This is a genomic window from Fusobacterium perfoetens ATCC 29250 (assembly GCF_000622245.1).
In the GTDB taxonomy this organism is placed as follows: Bacteria; Fusobacteriota; Fusobacteriia; order Fusobacteriales; family Fusobacteriaceae; genus Fusobacterium_B; species Fusobacterium_B perfoetens.
Map to the genome: position 1 here is coordinate 42,153 of NZ_KK211416.1, position 26,829 is coordinate 68,981.

Consider the following 26,829-nt stretch of genomic DNA (forward strand, 5'->3'; position numbering starts at 1 on the left):
ATAAAAAAAATATAAAATATTTATTAAAAATGATAAAAGCTTGAAAATAAAAGAAAAGTTATAAGTTATTTTTTAAAAAATTATCTATTTTTTTTAAAGAATTAACACAATAGTCAATTTCTTCTATTGTATTAGAAAATCCAAATGAAAAACGAACACATCCAAAATCATATGTTCCTAAATATTTATGAGCTAAAGGAGCACAATGGAAACCTCCTCTTGTAAAAATATTAAATTCTTCAGAAAGAATATTAGTTAATTCAGAGGCGTTTATTCCTTTCATATTAATACCTACAACAGGTCCTCTAGGAATATTAAAATTATCATATATAATAATAGAATCTATTGAAGAAATTTCTTCAATAAAATATTTAGTAAGTTTGTATTCATGCTTAAAAATAGTATCAAGTCCTATAGAATCAATATAATCTATACCTGCTCCAAGACTTAAAATACCAGGAACATTAGATGTACCAGCTTCTAAAACTTCAGGCATTTTTGAAGGTTGTCTAGGAAGTTTTGAATAACTACCTGTTCCACCTTCTATAATAGGAGTAAGGTTTATGTTTTCGTTTACATATATTCCTCCTATACCCTGAATACCTAACAATGATTTATGTCCTGTGAAACAAAGAATATCTATATTATATTTCTCTATATCTATTTTATAATATCCAGCACTTTGAGAAACGTCTACAACAAAAATTAAGTTATATTTTTTACAAATTTTTCCAATTTTTTCTAAATTAAAAATATAACCTGTAACATTTGAAATATGATTAATAATAACAGCTTTTGTGTTAGGTGTAATATTTTTTTCTAAATTTTCCATGACTATTTCATCATTTTTATCAGGAGTAATATAAGAAACTTTTACATTTTTCTCATCTTTTAGATAATTTATAGGTCTAAGAACAGAATTATGCTCTAATACTGATGTAATGATATGACAATCCTTTAAATTAATCCCTTTAATAGCAAAATTAAGGGCTTCAGTAGAATTTTTTGTAAAAGCTATTTGTAAAGGATTTTTAATATTAAAAAAATTAGCAAGTTTTTCTCTAACTTCAAAAACTTTTCTTTCAAGTTCTATAGATTTTTTATGTGAACTTCTACTAGGATTTCCATTAAAAGTAGTTAATGCTTCAACAACAGAGTTTATAACAATTTGTGGTTTTGGATTTGATGTAGCACTGTGGTCGAAATAGTAATTTTTTTCCATAAAAATATAACACCTCAAAATAAAATTATAATAAAATTATATCATATTTATAAAAAACATAAAAGAAATAAAATCAATGAAAATATTAAAAAAAATAAAAAAAATCACTTGTCAATATCTGTAAAATATGATATAACTTATAAGCTATGCAAAAAATTTTTAGGTTATAATTATTTAAAAATTTATATATATTTTGGAGGTAAAAGTAATGACAAAAAAAGAGTTAGCAAACATATTATATTTAAAGGAAGTATTTGATACTAAATTAGAAGCAGAGAAAAAAATAGATTCTATATTAGATTTAATTCAAGAAACACTATTATCTGGAGAAGACGTTAATTTTATCGGTTGGGGAAAATTAGAAGTAGTACAAAGAGCTCCAAGACTTGGAAGAAATCCTAAAACTGGAGAAGAAGTTCAAATTGAATCAAGAAGAGGAATCAAATTTAAACCTGGAAAAAATTTCTTAGAAAAATTAAACTAATATAGAAAATTAATATAGATTTTAAAGAAAAGAGGATATCATTAAGATGTCCTTATTTTTTTATAACAAATAATTTTTATATAAAATAATGAATATATATAAATCTAATTGTATTAAAAATATTAAAAAAATTCAAAAAATACTTGATTTTTTAAAATTTATAAGCTATATACATAATATGAGGTTAAAATTGCTAAAATAATTTTTACAGGAGGGGTTATAACTATGAAAAACTATACTACTGATCAAATTAGAAATGTAAGCTTTTTAGGACACAGAGGCTCAGGAAAAACTTCACTTGTTGAAGCACTTTTATATAGAGCCAAAGTTGTTGCAAAACCTGGTGTTATTGAAAAAGGAAATACTTTATCAGATTATGATGATGAAGAAATAACAAGACAATTTTCAATAAATACTTCTGTTATATCTTTAGATTATCAAGATAAAATTTATAATATTTTGGATACTCCAGGATATGCAGATTTTAGAGGAGAAGTTTTATCAGCTTTAACTGTTTCTGAAGGAGCTGTTATTGTTATAGATGCTAGTGCTGGAATAGAAGTTGGAACAGAAAAAGCTTGGAGATTGTTAGAAGAAAGAAATATACCAAGAATAATATTTATTAATAAAATGGATAAAGGAGCTATAAATTATAAAAAAATTCTTACTGAATTAAAAGAAAAATTTGGTAAAAAAATTGCTCCATTCTGTATCCCTTTAGGAGAAGGAGAAGAATTTAAGGGATTTATAAACGTTGTAGAAAATAAATGTAGAATCTTTACAGGAGATTTATGTGAAGATAGACCTTTAGTAGAACATGAAGATTTTGAAAGTGTAAAAAATCTTCTTGTAGAAGCTGTAGCTGAAACAAGTGAAGAAGCTATGGAAAAATTCTTTAATGGGGAAGAATTTACTCATGATGAAATACAACAAGGACTTCGTAAAGGAGTTGTAAATGGAGATGTAGTTCCAGTAGTTGTAGGTTCTGCTATTGGAGGAATAGGATTCCAAACTTTATTTGAAATGATATATGATTATATGCCTACTCCTGTTGAATCAAAAGGTGGAGAAGTTTTAGGAATAAATCCAGATACTAAAGAGGAAATAATAAGAAAAGTTGACATGCAAGAGCCATTTTCAGCTTTTGTATTTAAAACTATAGTTGACCCATTTATTGGAAAAATATCTTTATTTAAGGTTAATTCTGGAATAGCTACAAAAGATGTAGAAGTTTTAAATGCTAGTCAAAATAAAAAAGAAAAATTAAGTAACCTTTATTTTGTAAGAGGTATAAAACAAAGAGATACAGAAAGAGTAGTGGCTGGAGATATAGCTGCTACTACAAAACTTACATATACAAAAACAGGTGATACTTTATGTGATAAAAATAGTCCAATAGTTTATGAACAAATGAAATTCCCAAGACCTTGTATATTTATGAATGTAATACCTACAAAAAAATCTGATGATGAAAAAATAAGTACTTGTCTTCAAAAGTTATCTGAAGAAGATCCAACTTTAAAAGTTATAAGAAATTCTGAAACTAAAGAATTGTTAATTGGTGGTCAAGGAAAAACTCATCTTGAAATAGTTTTAAGTAAATTATTTAATAAATTCCAAGTACAAGCAACTTTATCTAAACCAAAAGTAGCTTATAGAGAAACTATTAGAAAAGAAGTTTCAGTACAAGGAAAACATAAAAAACAGTCTGGTGGAGCTGGACAATATGGAGATGTATTTATTAAATTTGAACCATTGTATGATAAAGAATATGAATTTGTAGATAATATCAAAGGTGGAGTTGTACCAAAACAATATTTACCAGCAGTAGAAAAAGGATTACATGAAGCTGCACTTAAAGGACCTTTAGCAGGATATCCTGTTATAAACTTTAAAGCAACATTATTTGATGGATCTTATCACCCAGTAGATTCTAATGAAATTTCATTTAAACAGGCAGCAATTCTTGCTTTTAGAAAGGCTATGGAAAGTGGAGCATCACCAGTATTGTTAGAGCCAATTGTAAAAATGGAAATAATAGTTCCTGAAGAATATACAGGAGATGTAATGGGAGATATGAATAAAAGAAGAGGTAAAATTTTAGGAATAGACCCATTAACTTATGGAGAACAAAAAATTTCTGTTGAGGTTCCACAAAAAGAAGTACTAGAATATGCTATTGATTTAAAAGCTATGACTCAATCTAAAGGAAGATTTGAATTTGAATTTTTAAAATATGATTATGTACCAAATGAGGTAGCAGATAAGGTTATTGAAGAAGTTAAAAAAGATAAAGAAGAAAAATAGTATCATAGTATAACCTCAAGAAGAGAGACTTATAGAGAAATCTGAAGGTCTCTCTTTTATTAATAAAAAGTGAAATAAAAAAAGTAATGTTATCAATGCGGGCGAGACATAGATAACATTACTTATGTAGGGAGTATGGGGTTTTGAATTATCCCTTATGAAATAATTATATCATATAATAAAAAAAAAAGTACAGTATTATTTTGAAAAAAGTACACTTTTGAATAAAAAAATATATATTAGTGCATCATTTCAAAACTATAATGTCTGAAAATTATAAAAATGTTTTAATAAAAATATATAATAAAGATAAAAAAATATGTTATAATTTAAATATAAGTTAAATGAATAGAGGAGGGAAAAATGAAATATAATTTTGATGAAATAATTAAACGTGGAAAAAGAAATTCTATAAAATGGAATAGTAAATATTATAAGGCTATGTTTAATAATCATGAAGATTTACTTTCTATGTGGGTAGCAGATATGGATTTTAGAGTATCTGATGGAATACAAAATAGATTAAAAAAACTTATAGATCATGGAATATATGGATATGGAGCAATAGATGATGAATATTATGAGGCAATCATAAGATGGAATAAACTTAGAAATGGTTGGGATATTCCTAAAGAAGCTATATGTCATACTCCGGGAGTAGTACCAGCTATAAATTATATTTTACAAACTTATACAAAAGAAAAGGATAGTGTAATGATATTTACTCCAGTTTATGGACCTTTTAAAAGAAGTATTATAAATAATAAAAGAACTGTAGTAACATGCCCATTATTAAAAGATGAAAATAATAATTATAATTTAGATTTTCAAAAAATGGAAATGTTAATAAAAGAAAAAGATGTTAAAATGATAATCTTCTGTTCTCCTCATAATCCTATTGGGAGAGTATGGAGAAAAGAAGAAATAGAGAAAGTAGCAGATATTTGTTTAAATAATAAAGTTTTAATGATATGTGATGAAATTCATTCTGATTTAATTTTTGGAGATAATAAATTTGTCTCTTATGGAAATTTAGATGAGAAATATTTAGAAAATGGAATTATCTGTAATGCTGTAAGTAAAACTTTTAATCTAGCAGGAATGCAAGTATCTAATATAATTATTCACAATGTTGTATTGAGAGAAAAATATAAACAAACCTTGGCTCTTTATAATATTGGAGCACCAAATGCTTTTGCCATTGAAGCTGTAAAAGGGGCTTATTTAGAAAGTGATGAATGGTATGAAGAAATGAAAGAATATATTTATAGTAATATGGTGTTTGCAAAAGAATATATTGATAAGAACTTACCTAAATTAAAATATAATATACCTCAAGGAACATATTTAGGATGGATAGATTTTAATGCTTATAACTTATATGGAAAAGATATGGAAGATGCTTTTGAAGAGCAAATTAAAGTAGGAATTGATTATGGTCATTGGTTTGGAGAAGAAGGAAAAGGATTTATAAGAATGAATTTTGCTTGTCCTAGAGAGGTTGTAGTAGAAGCTTTAACTAGAATAAAAAAATATATAGATAATATTGAAAAATAATAAAATTTTGTAAGAAATAAAAAAAATAAGGGATATCACATTTTCTAACAAAGAATTTGTGAAATCCCTTATTTATTATTTTAATTAAAAATTTATATGCTTCTTTTTTATTTATAAATTTTTTATAAACTACAAATATCTGTATTTGAAATAACTAAAAATCCTAAATCTTTTATATTAAAAGTCAATTTTCTACAAGCTGGAATATTTCTTTTTCCATCAGTTAATTCATATATAAATTTACATTTTTTAACAGATGGAATATCGTCAAAATTAGAAAAATCTATATCTATATCAAATGATGTAAGGGGATTTCTACTAATTATAACTATGATAAAGTTATCCATTCCTCTATTTTTTCCAAATTGGTCAACTCCATTATCTAAGAAACGAATATATCCATAAATATCTTCATTTAGATAAAACTGTCTAAAATCTCCAGTAGAAAGTAAGGAGTGTTTATTTCTCATTCTTGTTAAAAATTTATACCAAGATAAAATTTCTTGATTCTCTCTACCCCAAGGATAAGTTCTACGATTATCAGGGTCTTTTCCACCTCTCAAACCAACTTCATCTCCATAATAAATAAGAGGAACTCCTGGGAATGTAAGTTGTACAAGGCTAAATAATTTCAATAAATCAAGACCTAATTTTTTTACTAAGTCATCTTTCATAATTAATTTATCTTTATGAAGTCCTCTTTTATAAAGATAATCTTGCATGAACTTTCCTATATCTTCACAAACAGATAATATTCTTTCAACATCATGGCTTCCAATAATATTAGTCAAAGCATAAAAATTTTCTTTTGGATAATTTTCTCTTAAATTCATAAATAATTTACAGACTTTTTCAGCATTTCCTTTATTATAAAAGAAGTCTAAAAGAATTTTTTTGAATGGGTAATTTGTTACAGTATCCAATTCTTCTCCACACATGTATTCTCTTCTTTGGTTATAACTAATTTTATTAGTTGCATCTTCCCAAACTTCTCCAAGAAGAATAGATTCTTTATCTATTTCGTGACATCTTTTTCTTAAAATTTTTAAAAATTCTCCTGGTAATTCATCAGCAACATCTAAACGCCAACCTTTTATACCAACACCCAACCATTTGGCTACTACGCTATCTTCATCTCTTATAATATAATCTAAAAAACTAGGATTTAATTCATTTACACAAGGCAAATCATCATTTCCCCACCATGAAACATATTCATTTGGATAATTTTTAAAGGTATACCAATCATAATATGGTGAACCTACAGAATTATAAGCTCCTACTGAATCATAATGATTAAATCTATTAAAATATTTACTATCCCTACCTGTGTGACTAAATACTCCGTCTAGTATAACATTGATATTATTTTCTTTTAAAGTAGTTATTAAACTATTAAAATCTTCTTCTGTTCCTAATATAGAATCTACTTTTTTATAATCGCCAGTATCATATCTATGATTACTAGCAGCTTGGAAAATTGGGTTTAAATATATTAAATTTATTCCTAACTCTTTAAAGTAATCTATTTTCTTTTCTATTCCTTTAAAATTTCCGCCAAAAAAGTCCCAACGAAGAATTTCTCCTTGAGCTCCCTTTATATAAATGGGAGTATCGTACCAATTTCCATAGATAAAAGTATTCTCTTTTTGTGCTGACAAATTTCCATAAGGGTTTCCATTAAAAAATCTATCTGGAAAAATCTGATAGATAATGGATTCTTTATACCAATCAGGTGTCTTACTATCTGGATAAAAAGTTGTCATTTGATAACTACGAGGATTATTAGAATAAACTTGACCGATTCCACCTAGTCCATCATAATTATTTCCATAATATTTGAATTCACCATTTTTTAAAATAATTTCAAAGTAATAAAAAACAAGTCTAGGCTTATCTTCAACTTTATAAGTGTATGTGTATATATCATCAGGTTCTCCTAGATTTTTTTTACATGTCATATGATATCTATATTCTCTTGGAGGTTGAGATATATCTAAATTATCTATAAAAAAATGGATAAATACAGAATCTATCATAGCTTTTTCATTTATTTTTATATTAAAAGTAACTGACTCATTACAAGGAGCAGCACCAAAAATAGACTTATAATTTGTATCTTGTGAGTTAAAAAATATATAATTATCATCCCAAGCTAAATTTAAAAGTTCTACCATAGTTATTCCCCCTTAATTATATGTAATTTTATATAGTTATATTATAAAATAAATTTTTTAAAATGTATATAAAAAAATTAATAAACTATTAAAATAATGTTATATAATTTTCTTAATAAAAATAAGAGGTTATTGTGTTTTTTACAATAACCTCTTTACTATTTTATCTTAAAATTATATTTTTTAATCAAGAGTTTGGCTAGTAACCATAAGAACAGGAACTACTTGTTTCTTTCTAGAAATAATTCCATTAAGCCATACAATATTATTTTCTAGTTTTACATCAAAAGCTTTTTCTACTAAATTTTGTTTTTCTCCTACGGCTAAGAAATAAGAACCAGACTTAATAATATCTGTAATTATTAATATTGATAGAGAATAATCATGAATTTCATTATTGACATTCATTATATCTTCAAAATCTTTTTTCTTTTCTAAAATACCTTCAATGTCTACAGTATTTATTTGAGATATAGAAATTTTTACTCCATTCATTGTAAATTCTTTCATATCTATAGATAAGATATCTTGTGAAGTCATATTTTTTAATGAAGTTCCAGCTATTAACATCTTCATTCCATAAGCTTCAAAATCAGTTTCTCCACAAAGTTTTGAAAGCTCTTTTACAGCTTCAATATCTTTAGTTGTACAAGTAGGTGACTTAAAAAGAAGTGTATCTGAAAGAATAGCACTCATCATAAGTCCAGCCATTTCTTTAGATGGTGTAATTCTAGCAGCTTTATATAAATCATAGATGATTGTAGAAGTACATCCAACTATTTCAGCATTTATTTGTACAGGTTCATCTGTTATAAAGTTTCCAAATTTATGATGGTCAACTACTTGAAGAATTTTTGCATCTTGTAATCCATCTACAGATTGTTCTTTTTCATTGTGGTCCACTAAAATAACTTTTTTTCTTGTGAAGTTAATTAAATTTTTAGTTCTAATAGTTCCATAAACTGTTCCATCTTTTTTTGTAACAGGGAAATTTGTTTGTGTTGCTTCTTTCATAATATCTCTTATATCATGTAAAAATTCATCTATTTTAAAAGAATAAAATTTTTCTTTTGGAATGATAGACGAAACAGAAAGAGATTGACTTATAAGGCTTATAATCTTAAATAGATTTGAATGAACTCTCATAATAGCACACTCAGAAGTTACTCTTGGGCTTATAAAATCTTCTTCACTACAAGAAACTATAATGACTTTAGCTCCTGCTTTTATAGACCTATCAATTCCATCAGCTATATAAGTTGTAACAACTATATCTCCTGGTAAAACCTCATCAAGTTCTGAAACTGATTTTAAATTTCCTTGAATAATTCCAGAAGGATAGTTTCCACTTACAATTTCACCTTTTAATACATTCATTAAGTTTTCATAAGTCGTAGTATATTTACTAAATAAATCTGAATGCTCTAAGTTAAGATAAGTATTAGCTATATCTGATACATGTAATAAACCTTTTAATTGTCTATTTTCATCAATTACAGGTAAGCTTGAAAAGTTTTCTTTAGTCATGATATCTAAAGCACCTTTTAAAGAATCATTAATAGATAAAACTTTTTTTTCTACTCTTGTTAAGTCAGAAATTTGTGCGCTAACTGTAGATAAAAATTTAGGTTTTTCTATATTAAAATAATCTAGTACAAAATTTGTTTCATTATTAGTTTCACCTAATCTACAAGGGACTGCTTCTTCTCCAAGTTGATTTTTTAAATTTGCTAAAGCAATAGAAGAACATATAGAATCTGTATCAGGGTGCCTATGTCCAAAAACTAATATAGGGTCCATAAAAATCCTCCTTTATAATTTATCTCAATATATTAGTATTATAACCTATATTTTAAGAATGAGCAAATTATTTTAATAAAAAAGATTCTTTTCTAAATATAAGTAAAAACTAAAATTATAGTTAAATAAAAAAATTTGTTATAATAGTTGAAATATGTTATACTAGAAAATGGAAGGTGAAGTATGAAAGAGAATATTGCATTAATAGGCTTTATGGGTAGTGGGAAAACTACTGTAGGTAGAGCTTTAGCAAAAGCTTTAGAAATGAAATTTGTAGATATAGATAAAGAAATTGTAAAACTTGAAAAAAGAAGTGTAGCTGAAATTTTTCAAGAAAATGGTGAAGAATATTTTAGAGAGCTTGAAAGAAAAATAATAGATAAAGAATCTAGAGATAATAATATAGTTATTTCTACTGGCGGAGGAGTAATTATAGATAATGAAAATATAAAAAAATTAAAAAATACATCTTTTGTTGTATATCTTAACTGTGATATAGATTGTATTTTTGAGAGAGTAAAAAATAAAAAACATAGGCCTCTTTTAAATGTTGATGACCCTTATAAAAAAATTGTAGAATTATATAATAAAAGAGAAATTCTTTATAAAATATCTTGTGATTTTAGTGTGGATATAAATAGTAACAGTTACCTTTATGATACTGTAGAGAAAATAAAAAACAAATATATCAATAGTTAGTAGGAGGAAGAAAATGGGTAAATTAGAAGGAAAAAAAGTGTTTATTACTGGAGCAACAGCTGGTATTGGAAAAAGTTGTGCTATGAAGTTTGCTGATGAAAAGGCTCGTTTAATCCTAATGGTTAGAAATGAAGAAAAAGGAAAAAAATTAGTAGAAGAGATAAATATAAAATATCCTGAAGTAGAGGTAATTTTATTAATAGGAGATGTAAGAGATGGAAAAGTTTGTGAAGAACTTGTAAATTCACTACCAGAAGAATTAAAAGATATAGATATATTGGTAAATAATGCTGGATTAGCTAAAGGTTTAAATAAAGTTTATGAAAATTCTATTGAAGATATTAATACAATGATAGATACAAATATAAAGGGACTTTTATTTGTTACAAGAGTTATTGTACCTCTTATGGTAAAATACAATAAAGGGCATATTATAAATTTAGGTTCTGTAGCTGGAGTTAATGCTTATGCTGGAGGAGGAGTTTATTGTGCTACAAAAGCTGCTGTTAAATTTATATCTGATGCTTTAAGACTTGAACTTATAGAAACTCCAGTAAAAGTTACAAATATTCAACCAGGAATAGTAGAAACAGATTTTAGTTTAACAAGATTTAATGGAGATGTTGAAAAAGCAAAAAATGTTTATAAGGGAATTGAAGCTTTGACTCCAGATGATATAGCTGATATAATAGTTTCTACTGCTAGTTATCCAAATAGAGTGCAAGTATCAGAAGTAACTATTGTGGCTCAAAATCAAGCTGATAGTAGGGCTATTTATAAAAAATAGAAAAAAATGAGGATGTTGAAATTCAACACCCTCTTTTTTATTTTAATGAATAAAATATTTTTGTAATTTTGTTGTAGATAATGTAAGTACAATTGCAAATCCTATAAATAATACGGATAAAGCATTTATTACAGGAGATACCCCAATTCTTATCATAGAATAAATTCTAAGTGGTAATGTAGTAGAACCTGGTCCAGCTACAAAGAATGTTGCCACAAAATCATCAAAAGATAGAGTAAAAGCAATTAAAAATCCAGAAATTATTGCTGGGATAAGAAGTGGTAATATTATTTTTTTCAAAGTTTGAAATTCTGTAGCTCCTAAATCATAGGAAGCTTCTACTAATGAATAATCAATTTCAGCTAATCTTGATAAAACTATAAAAAGAACAAATGGAATGTTAACTGTTGTATGAACTATTATAATACTCATAAGTCCAAGTTGTAGTTTTACAGTTACAAATAATATTAATAATGAAACTCCCATAATTATTTCAGGAACAATTAATGGTAAAAATACGATTATTTTTAAATATTTTTTAAATTTAAAATTATGCCAATGAAGTCCTATAGCTCCTAAAGTTCCAATGATTGTAGAAATTGAACTAGAAATTAGAGCTATGAACACACTATATCTAAAAGCTCTCCAAAGTTCATTAGAATAAAGGAAAAGCTCTTTATACCATCTTAAAGAAAAATTTTGCCATACCATAGCTTTACTATCATTAAAAGAATAAATTACTAAGACTATAAGTGGTAAATAGAAAAATATCATAGAAAATAAAAAGAAAAATAATGATGTTCTCCTTTTATCCATTTAACTCACCTCTCTCTTGTTTTATAAGTCCTATTACAAGGATTATAATTGTAACTAAAATAAGCACAGATGAGATAGTAGAAGCCATTGGCCAGTTTCTTGTTTCTGTTAGATGACGAGCTATAACATTACCTAGGAATATAGAATTTGTTCCTCCAACAAGTTTTGGAACTATATAAGAACCTAACATAGGAACAAAAGTAAAAATACTAGCTGTCATTATACCATTTTTTATATTAGGTAAAAATATTTTAAAGAAAGATTGTTTATTAGTAGCACCCAAATCTCTGGCAGCTTCCATAAGAGAAAAATCAAATTTATCTATAGTAGCATATAATGGTAATATTGCAAATGGTAAACTTGTATATACAGAAATTAATATTACAGCCCAAGTATTGTAAAGAAATTGTATAGAGTTATCTATAAATCCAAATTTTTTTAATAACATATTAATAAATCCATTACTTCCCAAAATTGCCATCCAAGCATATATTCTTATAAGAAAATTTGTCCAAAATGGAATTATTATTAAATAAATAAGTTTTTCTTTGTATTTAGAACGAACAATAAAATATGCTGTAGGTATTGCAATAATTATTGTAATTACAGTTACTAATATACTTATAAAAAGAGTTTTATAAACAATTGATAAAAATATTGGATTTTTAAAAATATTAAAAGATTCAAGAGTAAATTTTAATTCTACTCCACCATAAATACCCTTTTTTAGAAAAGAATATACCAAAACAATAAGCATAGGGATTAAGAAGAAAGCTGTTAGCCATATTGTTATAGGTACAGTATAAAGAATACCTTTTTTATTATTTTTCATTTTACTTTACCTCAACAAGATAACTATCTTCAAAGTTCCATGATATAAATGCTTCTTCATCCCAGCTTACATCTGTATCATCATCTTCAAAGAAAATGTCATGTTGTTTAAATGCTTTTATAAGTAAGTTTTTATCTCCATTTACCCATGTAAAATATTTACTTTGGAAACCTGTATAAATAACTTCATCAACATAAACACTCAATGTATTATATTTCCAGTTTAAATTTTCAGGTTTTTTCTTAGTAACTTTTATTTTTTCAGGTCTAACTGATACTACAACTTTATCTCCTACTTTTACATTTCTATCCATTTCAAAAAGAATTTCTCCAAAATTAGGATTTACAAGAGTAGCACAAGTATCACCATTTATTTTTATAACTTCTCCTTCAATGAAATTATTTTCTCCTATAAAATCAGCAACAAATATATCTGCTGGAGATTCATAAACTTCTGCTGGAGTTCCAACTTGTAAAACATTTCCTTGATTCATAATAGCTATTCTATCAGAAATAGAAAGAGCTTCTTGTTGGTCATGAGTTATAAATATAAATGTAATTCCAACTTCCTCATGAATATTGTCTAACTCAATAAGTAAATTTTGTCTAAGTTTAGCATCTAATGCTGATAAAGGCTCATCTAAAAGTAATACTTCAGGTTTGTTTATAAGTGCTCTAGCAATAGATACTCTTTGTTGTTGTCCTCCAGATAATTGATTTGGTTTTTTATTTGCATGTTCTTCTAAGTCAATCATCTTTAACATTTTAGCAACTTCTGTTTTTATATATTCTTCATTTTCTTTTTTTAATCTTAAAGAAAATGCTATGTTTTCAAATACAGTCAAATGAGGAAAAAGAGCATATTTTTGAAATATAGTATTTATAGGTCTTAGATTTGGGGGCAACTTGGTTATCTCCTTATCTCCTAAATAAACTATACCAGAGTCAGGCTCTGTAAATCCAGCAAGAATTCTTAAAAGAGTAGTTTTTCCACATCCAGAAGGACCTAAAATAGAAAAGAATTCTCCTGGCTGAATATTTAAATTAATATTCTTTAAAACTTGAACTCCGTCAAAAGTTTTTGAAAGATTCTCAATAGAAATACCTTTTTTTTCCACTTATCAACCTCCTAATTACATTATTAAAAATTGTTAAATTCTATAGTACATCCTTATTATTTTATCATATTTAAAAAAAAATTACAAATTATTCTTTATTAATAAAAAAATTATATTGACATAAATCAAAAAAATAGATAAAATACATATGTAATTTGTTTATTTTTTTTAAAATTTTTGATATACTATTCTTAGAAAGATGGAAGCGGCAGAAAACTGGTGTTTTCAACAGTCTTCAAAACTGTATTGGTGGGACATAGTTCCATGATAGGTTCGATTCCTATACGCTTCCGCCATAATAATTAATAAGAGGTGTCAAGTAAATGGATATTCAAAAAGAAGTATTAAAATATAGAGAACAATTAATCTCATCACTTCAAGAATCAATTCAAATAAAAAGTGTTGAAGAAGAACCAAAACCTGGAATGCCTTTCGGTGAAGGACCAGCTAAAGCTTTACAACATTTTTTAAAAGTAGGAGAAGAATTAGGATTTAAAGCTGAAAATTTTGATAATTATGTTGGACATATAATTTTTGGAGAAGGAGAAGAATCTTTAGGAATATTAGGGCACGTTGATGTTGTACCAGAAGGAACTGGTTGGGATTATCCGCCTTATTCTGGAATGATTGTTGATAATAAAATGTATGGTAGAGGGACTTTAGATGATAAAGGGCCTTTAATGATATGTCTTTATGCAATGAAATGTTTAAAAGATATGGGAGTTCCTCTAAAAAAACAAATTAGAATGATAATTGGAGCAAATGAAGAAACAGAATGGGGTTGTATGAAACATTATTTTGATACATTAAAAATGCCTGAGCCTACTTTATCATTTACACCAGACAGTAGTTTTCCTGTTACTTTTGCAGAAAAAGGAATATTAAGAGGACTTTTAAAAATAAAATGTGATGACAATTTTTCTATTCAAGGAGGAAAAGTATTTAATGCTGTTCCTGAAAAAACTTTTTTAACTTTACCTTTAGAATATAAAAATCTTATTATAGAAGAACTAGAAAAATATAATTTTGCAAATGAATATAAAATAACTTGTGAAGAAAAAGATAATAAATTAGAGCTTATTTCTTATGGGAAGGCAGCCCATGCTGCTCATCCAGAATTAGGATATAATTCTCTTTCGGCGTTATTATCATTTATTTATGTTACTGGAATAAAAATTACAGGACTTTCTCAAATGGCTAAATATTTTGGAGAAAATATAAAGCTTGAATTTAATGGAAAATCAGCAGGACTTTATTTTAAAGATGAGCCTTCTGGTGAAATAACTATGAATTATGGAAAAGCGTATGTTGAAGATGGATATTTATATGTATCTCTTGATACAAGATATCCTGTTACATTAAAAGTCGAAGAACTAGAGAATAAATTATTTGCATTACTTAATAAATATGGAATTGAATTTGTTGGTGGAAAAAAAGAAACTCCTTTATATGTTAAAAAAGATAGTTTCTTAGTACAAGAACTTACAAATATTTATAAAGAGATTACAAAAGATGAAGATTGTGAACCTATTGCTATAGGTGGTGGAACTTATGCTAAGGCTGTTAAAAATTGTGTAGCTTTTGGAGCATTACTTAAAGAAACACCTGATACAATGCATCAAAAAAATGAATGTATTCCTTTAGAAACTTTGGATACATTATTAAAAATATACATAGAAGCAATCTATAGATTAGCTAAATAATTAGGAGGAAAAATGAATAGAATTGAAGGAAAAGTAGCTTTAGTTACAGGAGGAGCTGCTGGAATAGGAAGAGCAATAGTTGAAAGATTTGCTGCTGAAGGAGCAAAAATGGTTATTGCTTGTGATGTAAATCCATGTGAATATGAACAAGAAAATGTTGTTGGAAAAATATTAAATGTTACAGATAGAGAAGGAATTAAAGCTTTAGTTAAAGAAATAGTTGATACATATGGAACTATTGATATTTTAGTAAATAATGCTGGAATAACAAAAGATGGTCCTTTTTTAAGAATGAGTGAAGAGCAATGGGATGCTGTTATTAATATAAACTTAAAAGGTGTATTCAATGTAACTCAAGCTGTAGCACCTGTAATGACTAAGGCTAAAAAGGGTTCTATTATAACTTTATCTTCAGTTGTTGGTTTATATGGAAATATTGGGCAAACTAACTACTCTGCTACTAAAGCTGGAGTTATTGGAATGACTCAAACTTGGAAAAAAGAGTTAGCTAGAAAAGGAGCTCAAATTAGAGTTAACTGTGTTGCTCCTGGATTTATTCAAAGTCCAATGACTGATAAATTATCAGAAAAAGCTGTTGAAGGAATCTTAAGTGGAGTACCATTACAAAGAATGGGAACTAAAGAAGATGTAGCTAATGCTGTATTATTCTTGGCAAGTGATGAATCTTCTTATATTACAGGAGCAGTTTTACCAATTTCTGGAGGGCTTTCATTCTAATTTATAAAGAAATAAAATTAAAAGACTATTACAAAATTTTGTAATAGTCTTATTTTTTTCATTTATTTTAAAAAGTTTTTATATTCTTTTGAAGTAAACTTAGGATTTCCTTTTTTATATTTAAAAGTATTTTTTTGATTTACTACTTTTATATTTGCATTTATTATTCCTTTATCTAAAGAAGAAATTTCAGAAAATGCTTTTTTACTTAAATCTAGTGTTCTACCATATTTTTCAAATCCACCTCTATCTGTAACTACTACTTTAACAGATTTATTATTTTCTTTATTAGTTATTTTTAAAACTGTTCCAAAAGGATATTTGTTAGAAGCACATGTATATTGTTTAGAATCAAAAATATATCCACTAGCTGTTAATTTTCCCTCAAATCCCTTTCCATACCAACTTACTTTATCAGCATATATTGAAATTGATAAAATTACCATTAATAAAATAATAAAAGTTTTTTTCAAATTTATCCTCCTATTTATTTTTTTGATTTTTAGCTATCTTTGGCAAAATAAATCCAAGTCCAATTAAAACTATTGGTGTAATAATATTTAATGAAATTTGAAACATCCATTCAGTAGAGAATAATTCTATATTTTTAGGGAAGATTCCCATTAAACAAGCAAAGGCTGTAAATGAAAAACACCAAATTCCAATTAAAGTTGCTATTTTATCATTATTTATAAATTTATAAGTAGCATTTTCTACAAGAGTTTTATTTTTTATAAATCCTCTAAGTCCAATATAGGCAACGAAAACCCATAAATATCTTAATGGCATAACTATTGAATTTAAATCTAATAACCAGTTATAAAGATTATTCATATCCCTGATTCCGAAAGCTGGAATTATAATTAATATTCCTACAAGGATAGCAGTTAATTTATATCCTGTAATTGGAGCACCATATTCATTAGTTTTTGTAAATGATTTTGGTATAAAATCTTTATTTCCCTCTCCAATTAATATTTTTAATGGAGCGTCTATTGAAAACATTAGAGCTGAAATTTGACCTAGGGCATTAGCAATAGCATATAATATCATTAAAAAATTTCCTACACCATAGTATTCTCCTAATAATTTAAAAGCATAGTATTGTCCATTCATTTTTAAGTCTGCTGGAATATCTCCACTGTTAAACATTATTCCCATAGCAAGGGAACCTAAAAGAGCTGACATAGCCACAGATAAAGCTAATATTAACATTCCTTTTGGAAAGTTTTTATTAGGATTTTCTACTTCTTTAACATATGGAGAAATTTTTTCGCAACCTCCAACAGCAAAAACCAACATTGATAAAGTTGTAAAATATGTAAAATCAAATTTTGGTAAAAATGTTGACAAACTCCAATCTACTGTTGCTGAACTTGCTCCTACTATTGATGGTGCAGCTACTGTTAAAAGAATATATAAAATTCCCATAAAAAACATGGAAGTTCCAGCAAGAGCTCCTATTCTTTTTAATGAATTAATTCCTTTTGATGATAACCATAAAAAAAATAAGAAAATTACCAATACTATACTTTGTAATACTAGTGAATTTATTCCTTTTATCATATCTCCATTTTGGTAAAATACCCAGCTTAAAGCAACTAAAGCATTTTGTGGTTTTTGAGCAAGGTATGGAATATGTACTATCCAATAAGTCCAACCAGCTAAATATGCTATCATTGGTCCATAAGTTGAGCCAACCCAACTTGAAACTCCTCCAGATTGCTTTTCAAAAACAGAACCCATTTCCCCTACCATTAAAGCATATGGTAAAAAGTAAAAAGATAAGATTAGTAGCCATGATATTACAACTGTGAGTCCTTGATTGGCATAGTTATTGACAACGTTTCCGAAGCCCCAAACTACTGTAAATCCCATCATTGCTAAAGTACGCCAATTAAGTTTTTTTTCCTTCATTTTTCTCTCCTTCACATTTCAATTTTTTTATAATTTCCCAAAAAATATCAATGACTTGAAAATTATATCATAATTTTTAGATTTTAAAAAGTTTTTTATAAAATATATTAAAAGTAAAAAAGAAACTATTATAAATTTTTTATTTTTAATATAACAGTTTCTTTTTCTTGAGATTAATTTTTATTTTAATAATTTAATAGAGGATATTTTTTATAATTATTACTATTTTGTATCCTTTTTACAACGGATAAGACCAATTCCATCACCAAAAGGTAATAATGTAAAATCATAATTTTCATAAAGATAATTTATAAATTCATCTAATTTTCTAACAATAGTTTTAAATCTTTTTGGATATTCTTTGTATAAATATCCTCTGAACATAATATTATCAATAAAAACTATTCCACCATCATTAAGCATTTTATAAGAATCTTCAAAGAATTTTTTATATTGTCCTTTAGAAGCATCTATAAATATAAAATCAAACTTATCATTTAATTTTTCTATTTCAGCTGTTGCATCACCTAATATCATTTTTACATTTTTCAAAGAAGCTTTTTCAAAGTTTTTCTTGGCTTCATTAAATCTTTCTTCATCAATTTCAATAGTTGTAAGAATTCCACCATTTTTTTCAATAAGTCTTCCCATTAAGATTCCTGAATATCCAATAGCAGTTCCTACTTCTAAAATATTTTTAGGGTTAGTAATTTTTATCATAAATTCTAAATATTTTGCAACTTCTTTTGTTACTATAGGGATATTATTTTCTTTAGCATATTCTTCAAGTTCTAATATAAGTTCATCTTTTTCTTTTATTTTATTAATTATATATTCATTAGCTTCTTTTAATTCTTCTAACAATTTTTTCTCCTTATTTTAACTAATTTTTACAAGTCTTGCTATATAGAAATTATCTACAATTTCCTCTCTATAATCTATTAAAAATCCTCCAACTTCGTCATATTCTCCTAAAACATTTTCTGGAATTTCAACTTTTATACTTTGGAAATTTTTATGATTTTCTAAGAATTTTTTTACATTTAAAGTATTTTCTTCTTTTGTAATAGTACAAGTACTATAAACTAGTTCTCCACCAACAATTAAATTATTACTTACACTTTCTAAAATTTCATATTGTAAATTAGAAAGTTCTTCTACATTTTCAAAATTTTTATTGTATAGAGCTTCTGGTTTTTTTCTAATAACTCCATATCCACTACAAGGAGCATCAACTAAAATTTTATGAAATTTTTTTCCTTGTTCTTTTATTTTTCTAGCATCAAGTTTTACAGCCCTTATAATATCTATACCCATTTTTTTACTATTTTCTTCTATAAGTTTAATTTTATGAGGATAAATATCAAGAGAAAGAATTTCTCCTTTATTTTTCATAAATTCAGCTATTAAAACACTTTTACTTCCAGGAGCTGCACAAGAATCTAAAACTATATCATTTTCTTTTGGATTTAAATTTTTTACAGATAGATATGAAGCAGCATCTTGGGCAATTATTTTTCCATTTTTAAATTCATCAAAATATATTACAATTCCAGAATCTAAATAATAAACTGTATCAACTTTTTTTATAATATTTATATCTTTTTCTTTTAAAAGATTTTCAAATTCTTCACAAGAATATTTAAGAGTATTAACTCTAACAGCCATATAAGGTATTTTTTTCAAAGAGATTAAAACTTTTTCTGTATTTTTTCCATATTCTTCAAAAATTTTTTCACAGAACCATTTAGGATATGAATAAAGAATATCATAAGCTTTTTCATTTTTTAATTTTTCTAAAATTTCATCTTTTTCTCTGTCATAATTTCTTAAAACGCCATTTATAAATCTTCCTACAGGAACACTAAATTTTTTCTTTGTAAGCTCTGTAGCTTCCCAAATAACACCTTTTGTATCACTATTCATAAAAGTCATTTGATATATAGAAATTCTAAAAAGTTGTCTTTGCCACTCTTTTTTTATCTCTTTTACCTTTTGATTTATAACATAATCTAAAAATATTTTATTTCTAATAACCCCATAAAAAACTTCAGTTATAAAACCTCTTTCTTTTGGACTTAAAGTATTTTCTTTAAAATATTCATTTAAAGCTATATTAGAAAACTTTCCTTGTTCTACTTCTGACAATAAAACTATTATCCTTTGTTTTATATTCAAGATACCCTCCTGATTAATTATTTTTTTCTAATTTATATAATAAATTTCCTACAAACATTGCTAAGATTCCTCCTGAAAGTTTTGCAACAATTACAGGAACAACCATAGACTTTTCAATTCCAGCTGTAAATCCCAAATGACTTCCGAATACAAAAGCGCCACTTACAGAAAAAGCAATATTCATTATTTTTCCTTTAGGGTCCATATCTTTTACTAAAGCAAGCATTGGAATATTGTGAGCAAGACAAGCTATAAATCCAGCTACAGAATTTTCATTTACATCTAAAATTTTTCCAATTTTTATTAAAAATTTTTTGAATATATTTGTTATAAAATATACAAGAGGAAAAGCTCCTGATAAAACCATAGCAATTTTACAAACTGTTTCACCAGCTTCTAAAGCTGAAATCATATTTTTTACTATAACTACACCTGTCAAGATTCTAATGCTTTCTAAAGCAAATCCTATTGTTATTAATATTGTAATAATTTTTCCAAAAATTAAGAAACCACTAGCTATTTTTTTAGGATATTTAAAAAGTAAAAGTCCTAAAATTATAGTTAATATGAAAGTAGGGATTAAGTTTAAAATTAAAAATTTTATATTAAATCCTGCTACTAATCCACCTAAGAAACAACCGAAAGGAACTGTAATTATTCCAGCTAAAATTCCTTTTGAAAGATATTTTTCATCTTCTTTTTTTATCATTCCCATTGATACAGGAATAGAAAAAGAAAGAGTTGCCCCTAAAGTAGCACTTAATATTAAACCTCCTAAATATCCACCCTCTTTAGTATGAGCTAATTCCATTCCTAAAGAATAACCTCCCATATCATTGGCAAGAATTGTTCCAGGAAAAAGTCCAGGGTCGATACCAAAAAAGTTATATAAAGGAGAGATAATTGGATTTAAAAAATTGGCAATTACAGGAGAAAGACAAATTATTCCTATCATAGAAAGTCCTAAAGAACCCATTGCCATTATTCCCTCTTCAAATTTTTTTCCATAACCTAGTTTATTTCCAAAAATTCTATCAATAGCTCCAACTATCATAAATAATATCATAATATATATAATTAAATCATTTATTTGCATTTTTTCCCCTACTTAAAATATTCTTTATATATGATACCGTAATTTTAAATGAATGTCAAACTATCTAAAAATTTTATTTTATTAAAAATAAATGTTTTTATATGTTGACTTTTTTATGAATGCAAGGTATACTATTAATATCAAAATGTTAAAATAAAATACATTTCTAATTCACTTTTTTTCAAGGAGGCGGTTATGATGGTTAATCAATACAATGGTGAAGGAAAAAAAGAAGGTTTATGGGTAAAATACTTTGAAAATGGTAAAGTAAAAGAGGAAAAAAACTATGTAAATGGAGTTAGAGAAGGTGAATATAAATGCTACTATTCTAATGGACAAGTAGAGACTAGAAAACATTACAAAAATGGAAATTTAGATGGAGTTTATGAAACTTTCCTATCTAATGGAGCTAGAGATACTGTTTATCATTTAGTTAATGGAGAAATGGTTGGAAGATACGAATCTTTCTATCCAAATGGACAAACTAAAAAGCTTGTAGAATATGTAGATTCTAAAAATACAAAAACAAATTTATCTTTCTATATGGACGGAAAAGTTCAAAAAGATTGTAATATAAAAGATGGAAAACTTTCAGGAGCTTATAAAGAATACTATTCTAATGGACAGTTATATATATGTGCTTTCTATGAAAATGGTGAATTAAATGGTGAATATAAAGAATATGATGAAAGTGGAGCTTTAGTAAAAGATTGCGTTTACAAAAATAATAAAATAGAAAAATAATTATTAATAAAAGAGGTTTTGTGGATACAATACCTCTTTTTTATTGTATATAAAAAAATTATAGAAAAACATACTTATCTTTCTATAATTTTATGATATATTATTATTGAGGTGATATTTTTATGATAATCAAAAAATTAAAATCTCTCAATAATAAGATTGATGATTTTCTTTGTGAAGATACAAAGTCTATATTAGAAAAAATACATCTTATTTTTAAAGAGAAGAATTTTCAAGGATATTTAGTTGGAGGAATTATAAGAGATATTTTTCTTTCAAAAAATACTTTAGACATAGATATAGTATCTCCAAATTTTTTAGAAATTGGAAATTATATAATAAATAATTTTTCTGTGGAAAAATATAGAATAAATGAAAACTTCTTAACTTTTAATATAAAACTTACAAATGGAATTAATATAGATATAGCTTCTCCTAGAAATGAAGTTTATCCTTTTTCTGGAAGTTTACCAATAGTTTCATTTTGTGATATAGAAGATGATGTTGCTAGGAGAGATTTTTCTATAAATTCTATTTATTTAAATTTACAAGATTTTAAAATTTTTGATAAATTTAATGGAATTGAAGATATAAAAAATAAAAAAGTAAAGATTTTACATAATAAAAGTTTTTATGATGACCCTACCCGTATTTTACGAGGAATTAAATTTGCTAGTAGATATAATTTTTCTTTTGATAAAGGAACAGATTTATTAATAAAAAAAGCAGTAGATGAAAATTATTTAGAAAATATTTCAAGTGATAGACTTAGAAATGAACTTTTACTTTTATTTAAAGAAAAAAATATAGAATCAATTTTATATTTTTTAAAAGATTATAATATTTTAAATTTTTTAAATATTAATATAGATATAAAAAAAATTAAAGAATATATAGACTTTTATAACTCACTTAATGAAAAGATAAAAGAAAAGTTTTTTATTGATTATTTTGAAAATTTTCTTTTTATAATTCTATTTTTTTCTTTAAATAATCAAAATAGGGAGAATTTATTTAAAAAATTTAATATTTCTAAGAAAAAAATTAGAAAAATAAACGAATTTTTCTTTTATTACCTTGATATTTCTACCTTTTAAATGATATAATAAAATTAGGTGTGGTTTATTTAGGAGAGGTGAGATGTAATGAAAGAAGAATATTCGATTAAAACTAGAGAGAATTTTTGTACAGAAATTAGTATACCGGGATCTAAATCTATGACTACAAGAGCTTTGATTCTTGCTTCTTTATCAGAAAATCCTGTTATACTTAAAAATCCACTTTTTAGTGAAGATATAGTTCAAATGATAGAGTGTCTTACTAAATTAGGAAATAAAATTTTAGTTTCTGATGACAAAAAATATATTAAAATATCTGGAAATAAAAAAAGAGAATTTGGAAAAAAAACTTTACATGTAGGTAATTCAGGTTCTGTTATGAAATTCTTAATTTCCTATATTGCAACAGGAAAAGGAGAAATAACTATAGATGCTTCATCTAGAGTTACAAGTAGACCTATTCGTGAATTTGTAGACAGTATGAGAGAATTAGGACTTGAAATAGAGTATTTAAAAAAATCAGGCTTTTTACCTATAAAAATATATTCTCAAGGAACAAAATCTAATATTATAAAAGTTCCAGGAAAAAATAGTAGTCAGTATCTATCTTCTGTGTTACTTTCTGCTTCACATTTTAATAGTGATATAGAGGTATTAACATCTCATAAAATTAGTTCAAAATCATATATAGATATAACTCTAAAAATGTTACATGATTTTGGAGCAAAAATAGAAAAAACAGAAAATGGATATTTAGTTAAAAAAACTAATTTTGACACAGTAAAAGGCTACCTTATAGAAGGTGATATGGCTTCTGCTTCGTATTTTTTAGCAGCAGCCCTTATAACTAATAGTACAATAAAAATAAATAATTTTTCATATAATAGTATTCAAGGAGATTATAAATTCCTTGAAATTATGGAAGAACTAGGACTTAAAATTATTGAAAGAACTAAAACTTCTATTACAGTTCAAGGTGTTGAATCTTATGAGGGATTCTCTCTTGACCTTAATAGAACTCCAGACCTTGTTCCTACTCTTTCAATAGTGGCATTATTTGCAAATTCTCCTTCAGAGATACATAATGTTGCAAATTTAAGAACAAAAGGAAATGATAGATTAAATTCTATTCGTACAGAACTTAAGAAAATATATGGAAGTGTTACAGACCTTCCAGATGGAATAAAAATTATTCCTAAAAAAGCAGGAACTTATAAAGGTGGAGTTATGGAAACATATAATGACCACAGATTAGCAATGAGTTTTTCATTAATAGGGCTTAAAGTAAGTGGAATATCACTTGCTAATAGTCATTGTGTGTCTAAAGTTTTCCCTAACTTTTTTGAAGAATTTGAAAATATATATAAATAATTATTTATGGAGGAAATATGGGATTATTCTTTAACAAGAATCTTGAAGTTAAAATAGAGGAATTAAGTAATAAAATAGAAGAGTTAAATAATAAGATAAGAACCTTAAATAATATTATTGCAGAAAAAGATCAAGAGGTAGATATATTAAAATTAAAGTTAAAACATAGTGAAGAAAGTTCACTTTCTGTAGAGTCTTTTGAATACTTACAAGAACAAATAAGAGTTTTAACTTCAGAAAAACAAACTCTTACTAATAAAATTCAAGTCCTTGAAAAAAGTTTAGGTGATTCTAAAAATTCTATTCTTTCTATGGGTCAACTTGAAATTATGGAAAAAAATCTAAAAAAGACTAAAGAAGAAAATAAAATTCTTAGTGAAAAAGTAAATATTTTAGAGATGAAAGTTAAAGAAGTAGAAAATTCTTCTGTTTCTCCTAAACAAATGGAAATTATGGAAAAAAATCTAAAAAAAGCTAGAGCAGAAAATTTAGAATTACAAGAAAAACTTTCTTATTATCAAGAAACAGCTAAAGAGGTTGTTAAAATTCAAGTTGAGCAAAGACCTATGGAATTTTCTGAAAATGCTATTTTCCTAGATAAGTTTAAATATAAAATTTTAATTGAAGATTTCTTTGAAGGAACAAAATTTAAAGAAATACGTGAGTTTCTTCTAAAAAAAGATTATGTATTTTTAAATGATATTAAAAATTTTAAAGAAATTGAAGGGCTTGATAAAAAGAAAAATTTCAAAGCTGCTTGTTTAAAAGTTCAAAACTTTGAAAAAGGTATTGTTCCTTTAGAAGATAGAGTTTTACTTTGTAAGGGAGCAAAGGTTCAAAAAATATTTAAGTCATTTAGAAAGTTTACTAATTATCTTGTTGAAAATAATTTAGAATATATGGATAATCTTGATGGAGCTGATTTTAAAGCTCTTTCTGTAAAAGCTAGTATTATGAGTAAATCTGTAAGAGATATTATGAATACTGCTGAAGAATATTTTAATACTTATAAGATAAAAGAATAGGGGGAGATTCTTTTGAAAAATATATTAGTTGGTGTTTGTGGAGGTATTGCAGCCTATAAGTCTGCCAACATAATTTCTAAATTTAAGAAAAAAGGTTATAATGTAAAAGTTATAATGACAAAAAATGCCACAGAAATTATAACACCTCTTACTCTTGAAACTCTTTCAAGAAATAAAGTAGTTATTGATATGTGGGATAAAAATAGAGGATATGAAGTTGAACATATATCTTTGGCTGAATGGGCTGATATTGTTTTAATAGCTCCAGCTACTTATAATATTATAGGAAAAATAGCTGGTGGTATAGCTGATGATATGCTTTCAACAGTTGTATCAGCTTGTACAAAACCAAAATATATAGCTCTTGCTATGAATGTAAATATGTATAATAATCCTATTCTCCATGAAAATATACAAAAATTAAAAAAATATAATTATAATTTCATTGATGCTGATGAAGGATTTTTAGCTTGTAATGCAAATGCTAAAGGAAGATTAAAAGATGAAGATGAAATTGTTGAAATTATAGAAAATGCTTTAAATGACGAAAATAAAGATTTATTAAAAGGTAAAAAAATTCTTATTACAGCTGGTCGTACAGAAGAACCTATTGACCCTGTTAGATATTTAAGTAATAATTCTAGTGGTCAAATGGGATATGCCTTAGCAAATCAAGCTGTAAAAATGGGGGCTTCTGTAACTTTAGTTTCTGGTCCTACAAATCTTCCAATTCCAAAGGGACTTTGTGAATTTGTACAAACAAGAACAGCTATGGATATGTACAATGCTGTAATGGAAAGATTTGATAGTCAAGATATAGGAATAGCTTGTGCTGCAGTAGCTGATTATAAACCTAAATTTTATTCAGAGCAAAAAATAAAAAAAGCTGATGATGACTTAGTTATTGTTTTAGATAGAAATCCTGATATATTATTTAATATGGGACAAAAGAAAAGTCATCAAATCTTAGTAGGATTTGCTGCAGAAACTGAAAATATAATAGAAAATGCTAATAAAAAACTTATTAAGAAAAATCTTGATATGATAGTAGCTAACAATGCTCATAATATGAGAAGTTCTAATAACTCAGCAACTTTTATAAAAAAAGACGGAACTTCAATAGATATTCCTGAAAAAACAAAAATTCAATTGGCTGTAGATATTTTAAAGGAAATATCAAAATTATAAAACTTATAAACAC

The 26,829-nt window shown here is 25.9% G+C and carries 23 protein-coding genes and 1 tRNA gene; 13 read left to right on the plus strand and 11 right to left on the minus strand.

Annotation, left to right across the window (positions count from 1 at the left end; all coding sequences use genetic code 11):
- Positions 1–58: 58 nt before the first annotated feature.
- The gene (locus tag T364_RS0107110) at positions 59–1,222 is read right to left on the minus strand and encodes an aminotransferase class V-fold PLP-dependent enzyme (RefSeq protein WP_035945548.1); all 1,164 of its coding nucleotides are present in this window, start codon (positions 1,220–1,222) and stop codon (positions 59–61) included.
- A gap of 208 nt (positions 1,223–1,430) precedes the next feature.
- Between T364_RS0107110 and T364_RS0107115 the strand changes: the two genes are divergently transcribed.
- From T364_RS0107115 to T364_RS0107125, 3 genes are all read left to right on the plus strand, one after another.
- Positions 1,431–1,706 (plus strand): HU family DNA-binding protein, encoded by a 276-nt coding sequence (locus T364_RS0107115; protein WP_027128956.1) that lies wholly within the window; start codon positions 1,431–1,433, stop codon positions 1,704–1,706.
- Positions 1,707–1,931: 225 nt separating this feature from the next.
- Positions 1,932–4,013: an elongation factor G gene (gene fusA / locus T364_RS0107120; protein ID WP_027128957.1), complete on the plus strand. Its 2,082-nt coding sequence runs from the start codon at positions 1,932–1,934 to the stop codon at positions 4,011–4,013.
- A 363-nt stretch (positions 4,014–4,376) separates the two neighbouring features.
- A complete protein-coding gene (locus T364_RS0107125; protein WP_027128958.1) occupies positions 4,377–5,570 on the plus strand; it encodes a MalY/PatB family protein in 1,194 nt (397 codons plus the stop codon).
- Between the two features lie 122 nt (positions 5,571–5,692).
- Here the strand turns inward: T364_RS0107125 and T364_RS10690 are convergent, their stop codons facing one another.
- Together T364_RS10690 and T364_RS0107135 are read right to left on the minus strand one after the other, a co-directional pair.
- Positions 5,693–7,747 carry a glycoside hydrolase family 13 protein gene (locus T364_RS10690; RefSeq protein ID WP_051532686.1) on the minus strand — a complete coding sequence of 685 codons (2,055 nt, stop codon included), beginning with the start codon at positions 7,745–7,747 and terminating at the stop codon, positions 5,693–5,695.
- 183 nt (positions 7,748–7,930) lie between these two features.
- The gene (locus tag T364_RS0107135; RefSeq protein WP_027128959.1) at positions 7,931–9,547 is read right to left on the minus strand and encodes a putative manganese-dependent inorganic diphosphatase; all 1,617 of its coding nucleotides are present in this window, start codon (positions 9,545–9,547) and stop codon (positions 7,931–7,933) included.
- Positions 9,548–9,730: 183 nt separating this feature from the next.
- On the opposite strand from T364_RS0107135, the gene T364_RS0107140 reads away from it, so the two are divergent.
- Positions 9,731–10,246, plus strand: coding sequence for a shikimate kinase (locus T364_RS0107140; protein ID WP_027128960.1), 516 nt, complete (start codon positions 9,731–9,733; stop codon positions 10,244–10,246).
- A gap of 13 nt (positions 10,247–10,259) precedes the next feature.
- Complete coding sequence (locus T364_RS0107145; protein ID WP_027128961.1) at positions 10,260–11,033, plus strand: SDR family NAD(P)-dependent oxidoreductase; 774 nt, start codon at positions 10,260–10,262, stop codon at positions 11,031–11,033.
- A gap of 42 nt (positions 11,034–11,075) precedes the next feature.
- On the opposite strand, the gene T364_RS0107150 is transcribed toward T364_RS0107145, so the two are convergent.
- From T364_RS0107150 to T364_RS0107160, 3 genes are read right to left on the minus strand one after another with little or no spacing between them, the layout of a single operon-like run.
- Positions 11,076–11,849, minus strand: coding sequence for an ABC transporter permease (locus tag T364_RS0107150; RefSeq protein WP_027128962.1), 774 nt, complete (start codon positions 11,847–11,849; stop codon positions 11,076–11,078).
- Positions 11,842–12,681: an ABC transporter permease gene (locus tag T364_RS0107155; protein WP_027128963.1), complete on the minus strand. Its 840-nt coding sequence runs from the start codon at positions 12,679–12,681 to the stop codon at positions 11,842–11,844. Before T364_RS0107155 ends, T364_RS0107150 begins: the two co-directional genes overlap by 8 nt.
- Before the next feature lies 1 nt (position 12,682).
- The gene (locus tag T364_RS0107160; RefSeq protein WP_027128964.1) at positions 12,683–13,798 is read right to left on the minus strand and encodes an ABC transporter ATP-binding protein; all 1,116 of its coding nucleotides are present in this window, start codon (positions 13,796–13,798) and stop codon (positions 12,683–12,685) included.
- A gap of 201 nt (positions 13,799–13,999) precedes the next feature.
- Here T364_RS0107160 and T364_RS0107165 point away from each other — a divergent pair.
- The 3 genes from T364_RS0107165 to fabG all read left to right on the plus strand — a co-directional run bounded on the left by T364_RS0107165 (position 14,000) and on the right by fabG (position 16,239).
- Positions 14,000–14,094, plus strand: a tRNA-Sec gene (locus tag T364_RS0107165).
- 27 nt (positions 14,095–14,121) lie between these two features.
- The gene (gene pepV / locus T364_RS0107170; protein ID WP_027128965.1) at positions 14,122–15,501 is read left to right on the plus strand and encodes a dipeptidase PepV; all 1,380 of its coding nucleotides are present in this window, start codon (positions 14,122–14,124) and stop codon (positions 15,499–15,501) included.
- Between the two features lie 12 nt (positions 15,502–15,513).
- Positions 15,514–16,239 carry a 3-oxoacyl-[acyl-carrier-protein] reductase gene (gene fabG / locus T364_RS0107175; protein ID WP_027128966.1) on the plus strand — a complete coding sequence of 242 codons (726 nt, stop codon included), beginning with the start codon at positions 15,514–15,516 and terminating at the stop codon, positions 16,237–16,239.
- Between the two features lie 62 nt (positions 16,240–16,301).
- Here fabG and T364_RS0107180 read toward each other — a convergent pair whose 3' ends face one another.
- The 5 genes from T364_RS0107180 to eutH form a co-directional block, all read right to left on the minus strand.
- Positions 16,302–16,712: a septal ring lytic transglycosylase RlpA family protein gene (locus T364_RS0107180; RefSeq protein WP_245596657.1), complete on the minus strand. Its 411-nt coding sequence runs from the start codon at positions 16,710–16,712 to the stop codon at positions 16,302–16,304.
- A 10-nt stretch (positions 16,713–16,722) separates the two neighbouring features.
- Positions 16,723–18,156 carry an amino acid permease gene (locus T364_RS0107185; protein ID WP_027128968.1) on the minus strand — a complete coding sequence of 478 codons (1,434 nt, stop codon included), beginning with the start codon at positions 18,154–18,156 and terminating at the stop codon, positions 16,723–16,725.
- A 222-nt stretch (positions 18,157–18,378) separates the two neighbouring features.
- A complete protein-coding gene (locus T364_RS0107190) occupies positions 18,379–19,020 on the minus strand; it encodes an O-methyltransferase (protein WP_027128969.1) in 642 nt (213 codons plus the stop codon).
- A gap of 15 nt (positions 19,021–19,035) precedes the next feature.
- Complete coding sequence (gene rsmB / locus T364_RS0107195; protein WP_027128970.1) at positions 19,036–20,334, minus strand: 16S rRNA (cytosine(967)-C(5))-methyltransferase RsmB; 1,299 nt, start codon at positions 20,332–20,334, stop codon at positions 19,036–19,038.
- A 13-nt stretch (positions 20,335–20,347) separates the two neighbouring features.
- Positions 20,348–21,430: an ethanolamine utilization protein EutH gene (gene eutH, locus T364_RS0107200; RefSeq protein WP_027128971.1), complete on the minus strand. Its 1,083-nt coding sequence runs from the start codon at positions 21,428–21,430 to the stop codon at positions 20,348–20,350.
- A 198-nt stretch (positions 21,431–21,628) separates the two neighbouring features.
- Here eutH and T364_RS0107205 point away from each other — a divergent pair, with 198 nt between their 5' ends.
- From T364_RS0107205 to coaBC, 5 genes are all read left to right on the plus strand, one after another.
- Positions 21,629–22,174: a toxin-antitoxin system YwqK family antitoxin gene (locus tag T364_RS0107205; protein WP_027128972.1), complete on the plus strand. Its 546-nt coding sequence runs from the start codon at positions 21,629–21,631 to the stop codon at positions 22,172–22,174.
- Between the two features lie 122 nt (positions 22,175–22,296).
- Positions 22,297–23,271 carry a tRNA nucleotidyltransferase/poly(A) polymerase-related protein gene (locus tag T364_RS0107210; protein WP_027128973.1) on the plus strand — a complete coding sequence of 325 codons (975 nt, stop codon included), beginning with the start codon at positions 22,297–22,299 and terminating at the stop codon, positions 23,269–23,271.
- Between the two features lie 48 nt (positions 23,272–23,319).
- Complete coding sequence (gene aroA, locus T364_RS0107215) at positions 23,320–24,603, plus strand: 3-phosphoshikimate 1-carboxyvinyltransferase (protein ID WP_027128974.1); 1,284 nt, start codon at positions 23,320–23,322, stop codon at positions 24,601–24,603.
- Positions 24,604–24,620: 17 nt separating this feature from the next.
- Positions 24,621–25,628, plus strand: a complete 1,008-nt coding sequence (locus T364_RS0107220; RefSeq protein ID WP_027128975.1) for a coiled-coil domain-containing protein — start codon at positions 24,621–24,623, stop codon at positions 25,626–25,628.
- 12 nt (positions 25,629–25,640) lie between these two features.
- Positions 25,641–26,816, plus strand: coding sequence for a bifunctional phosphopantothenoylcysteine decarboxylase/phosphopantothenate--cysteine ligase CoaBC (gene coaBC, locus T364_RS0107225; RefSeq protein WP_027128976.1), 1,176 nt, complete (start codon positions 25,641–25,643; stop codon positions 26,814–26,816).
- Positions 26,817–26,829: the final 13 nt, after the last annotated feature.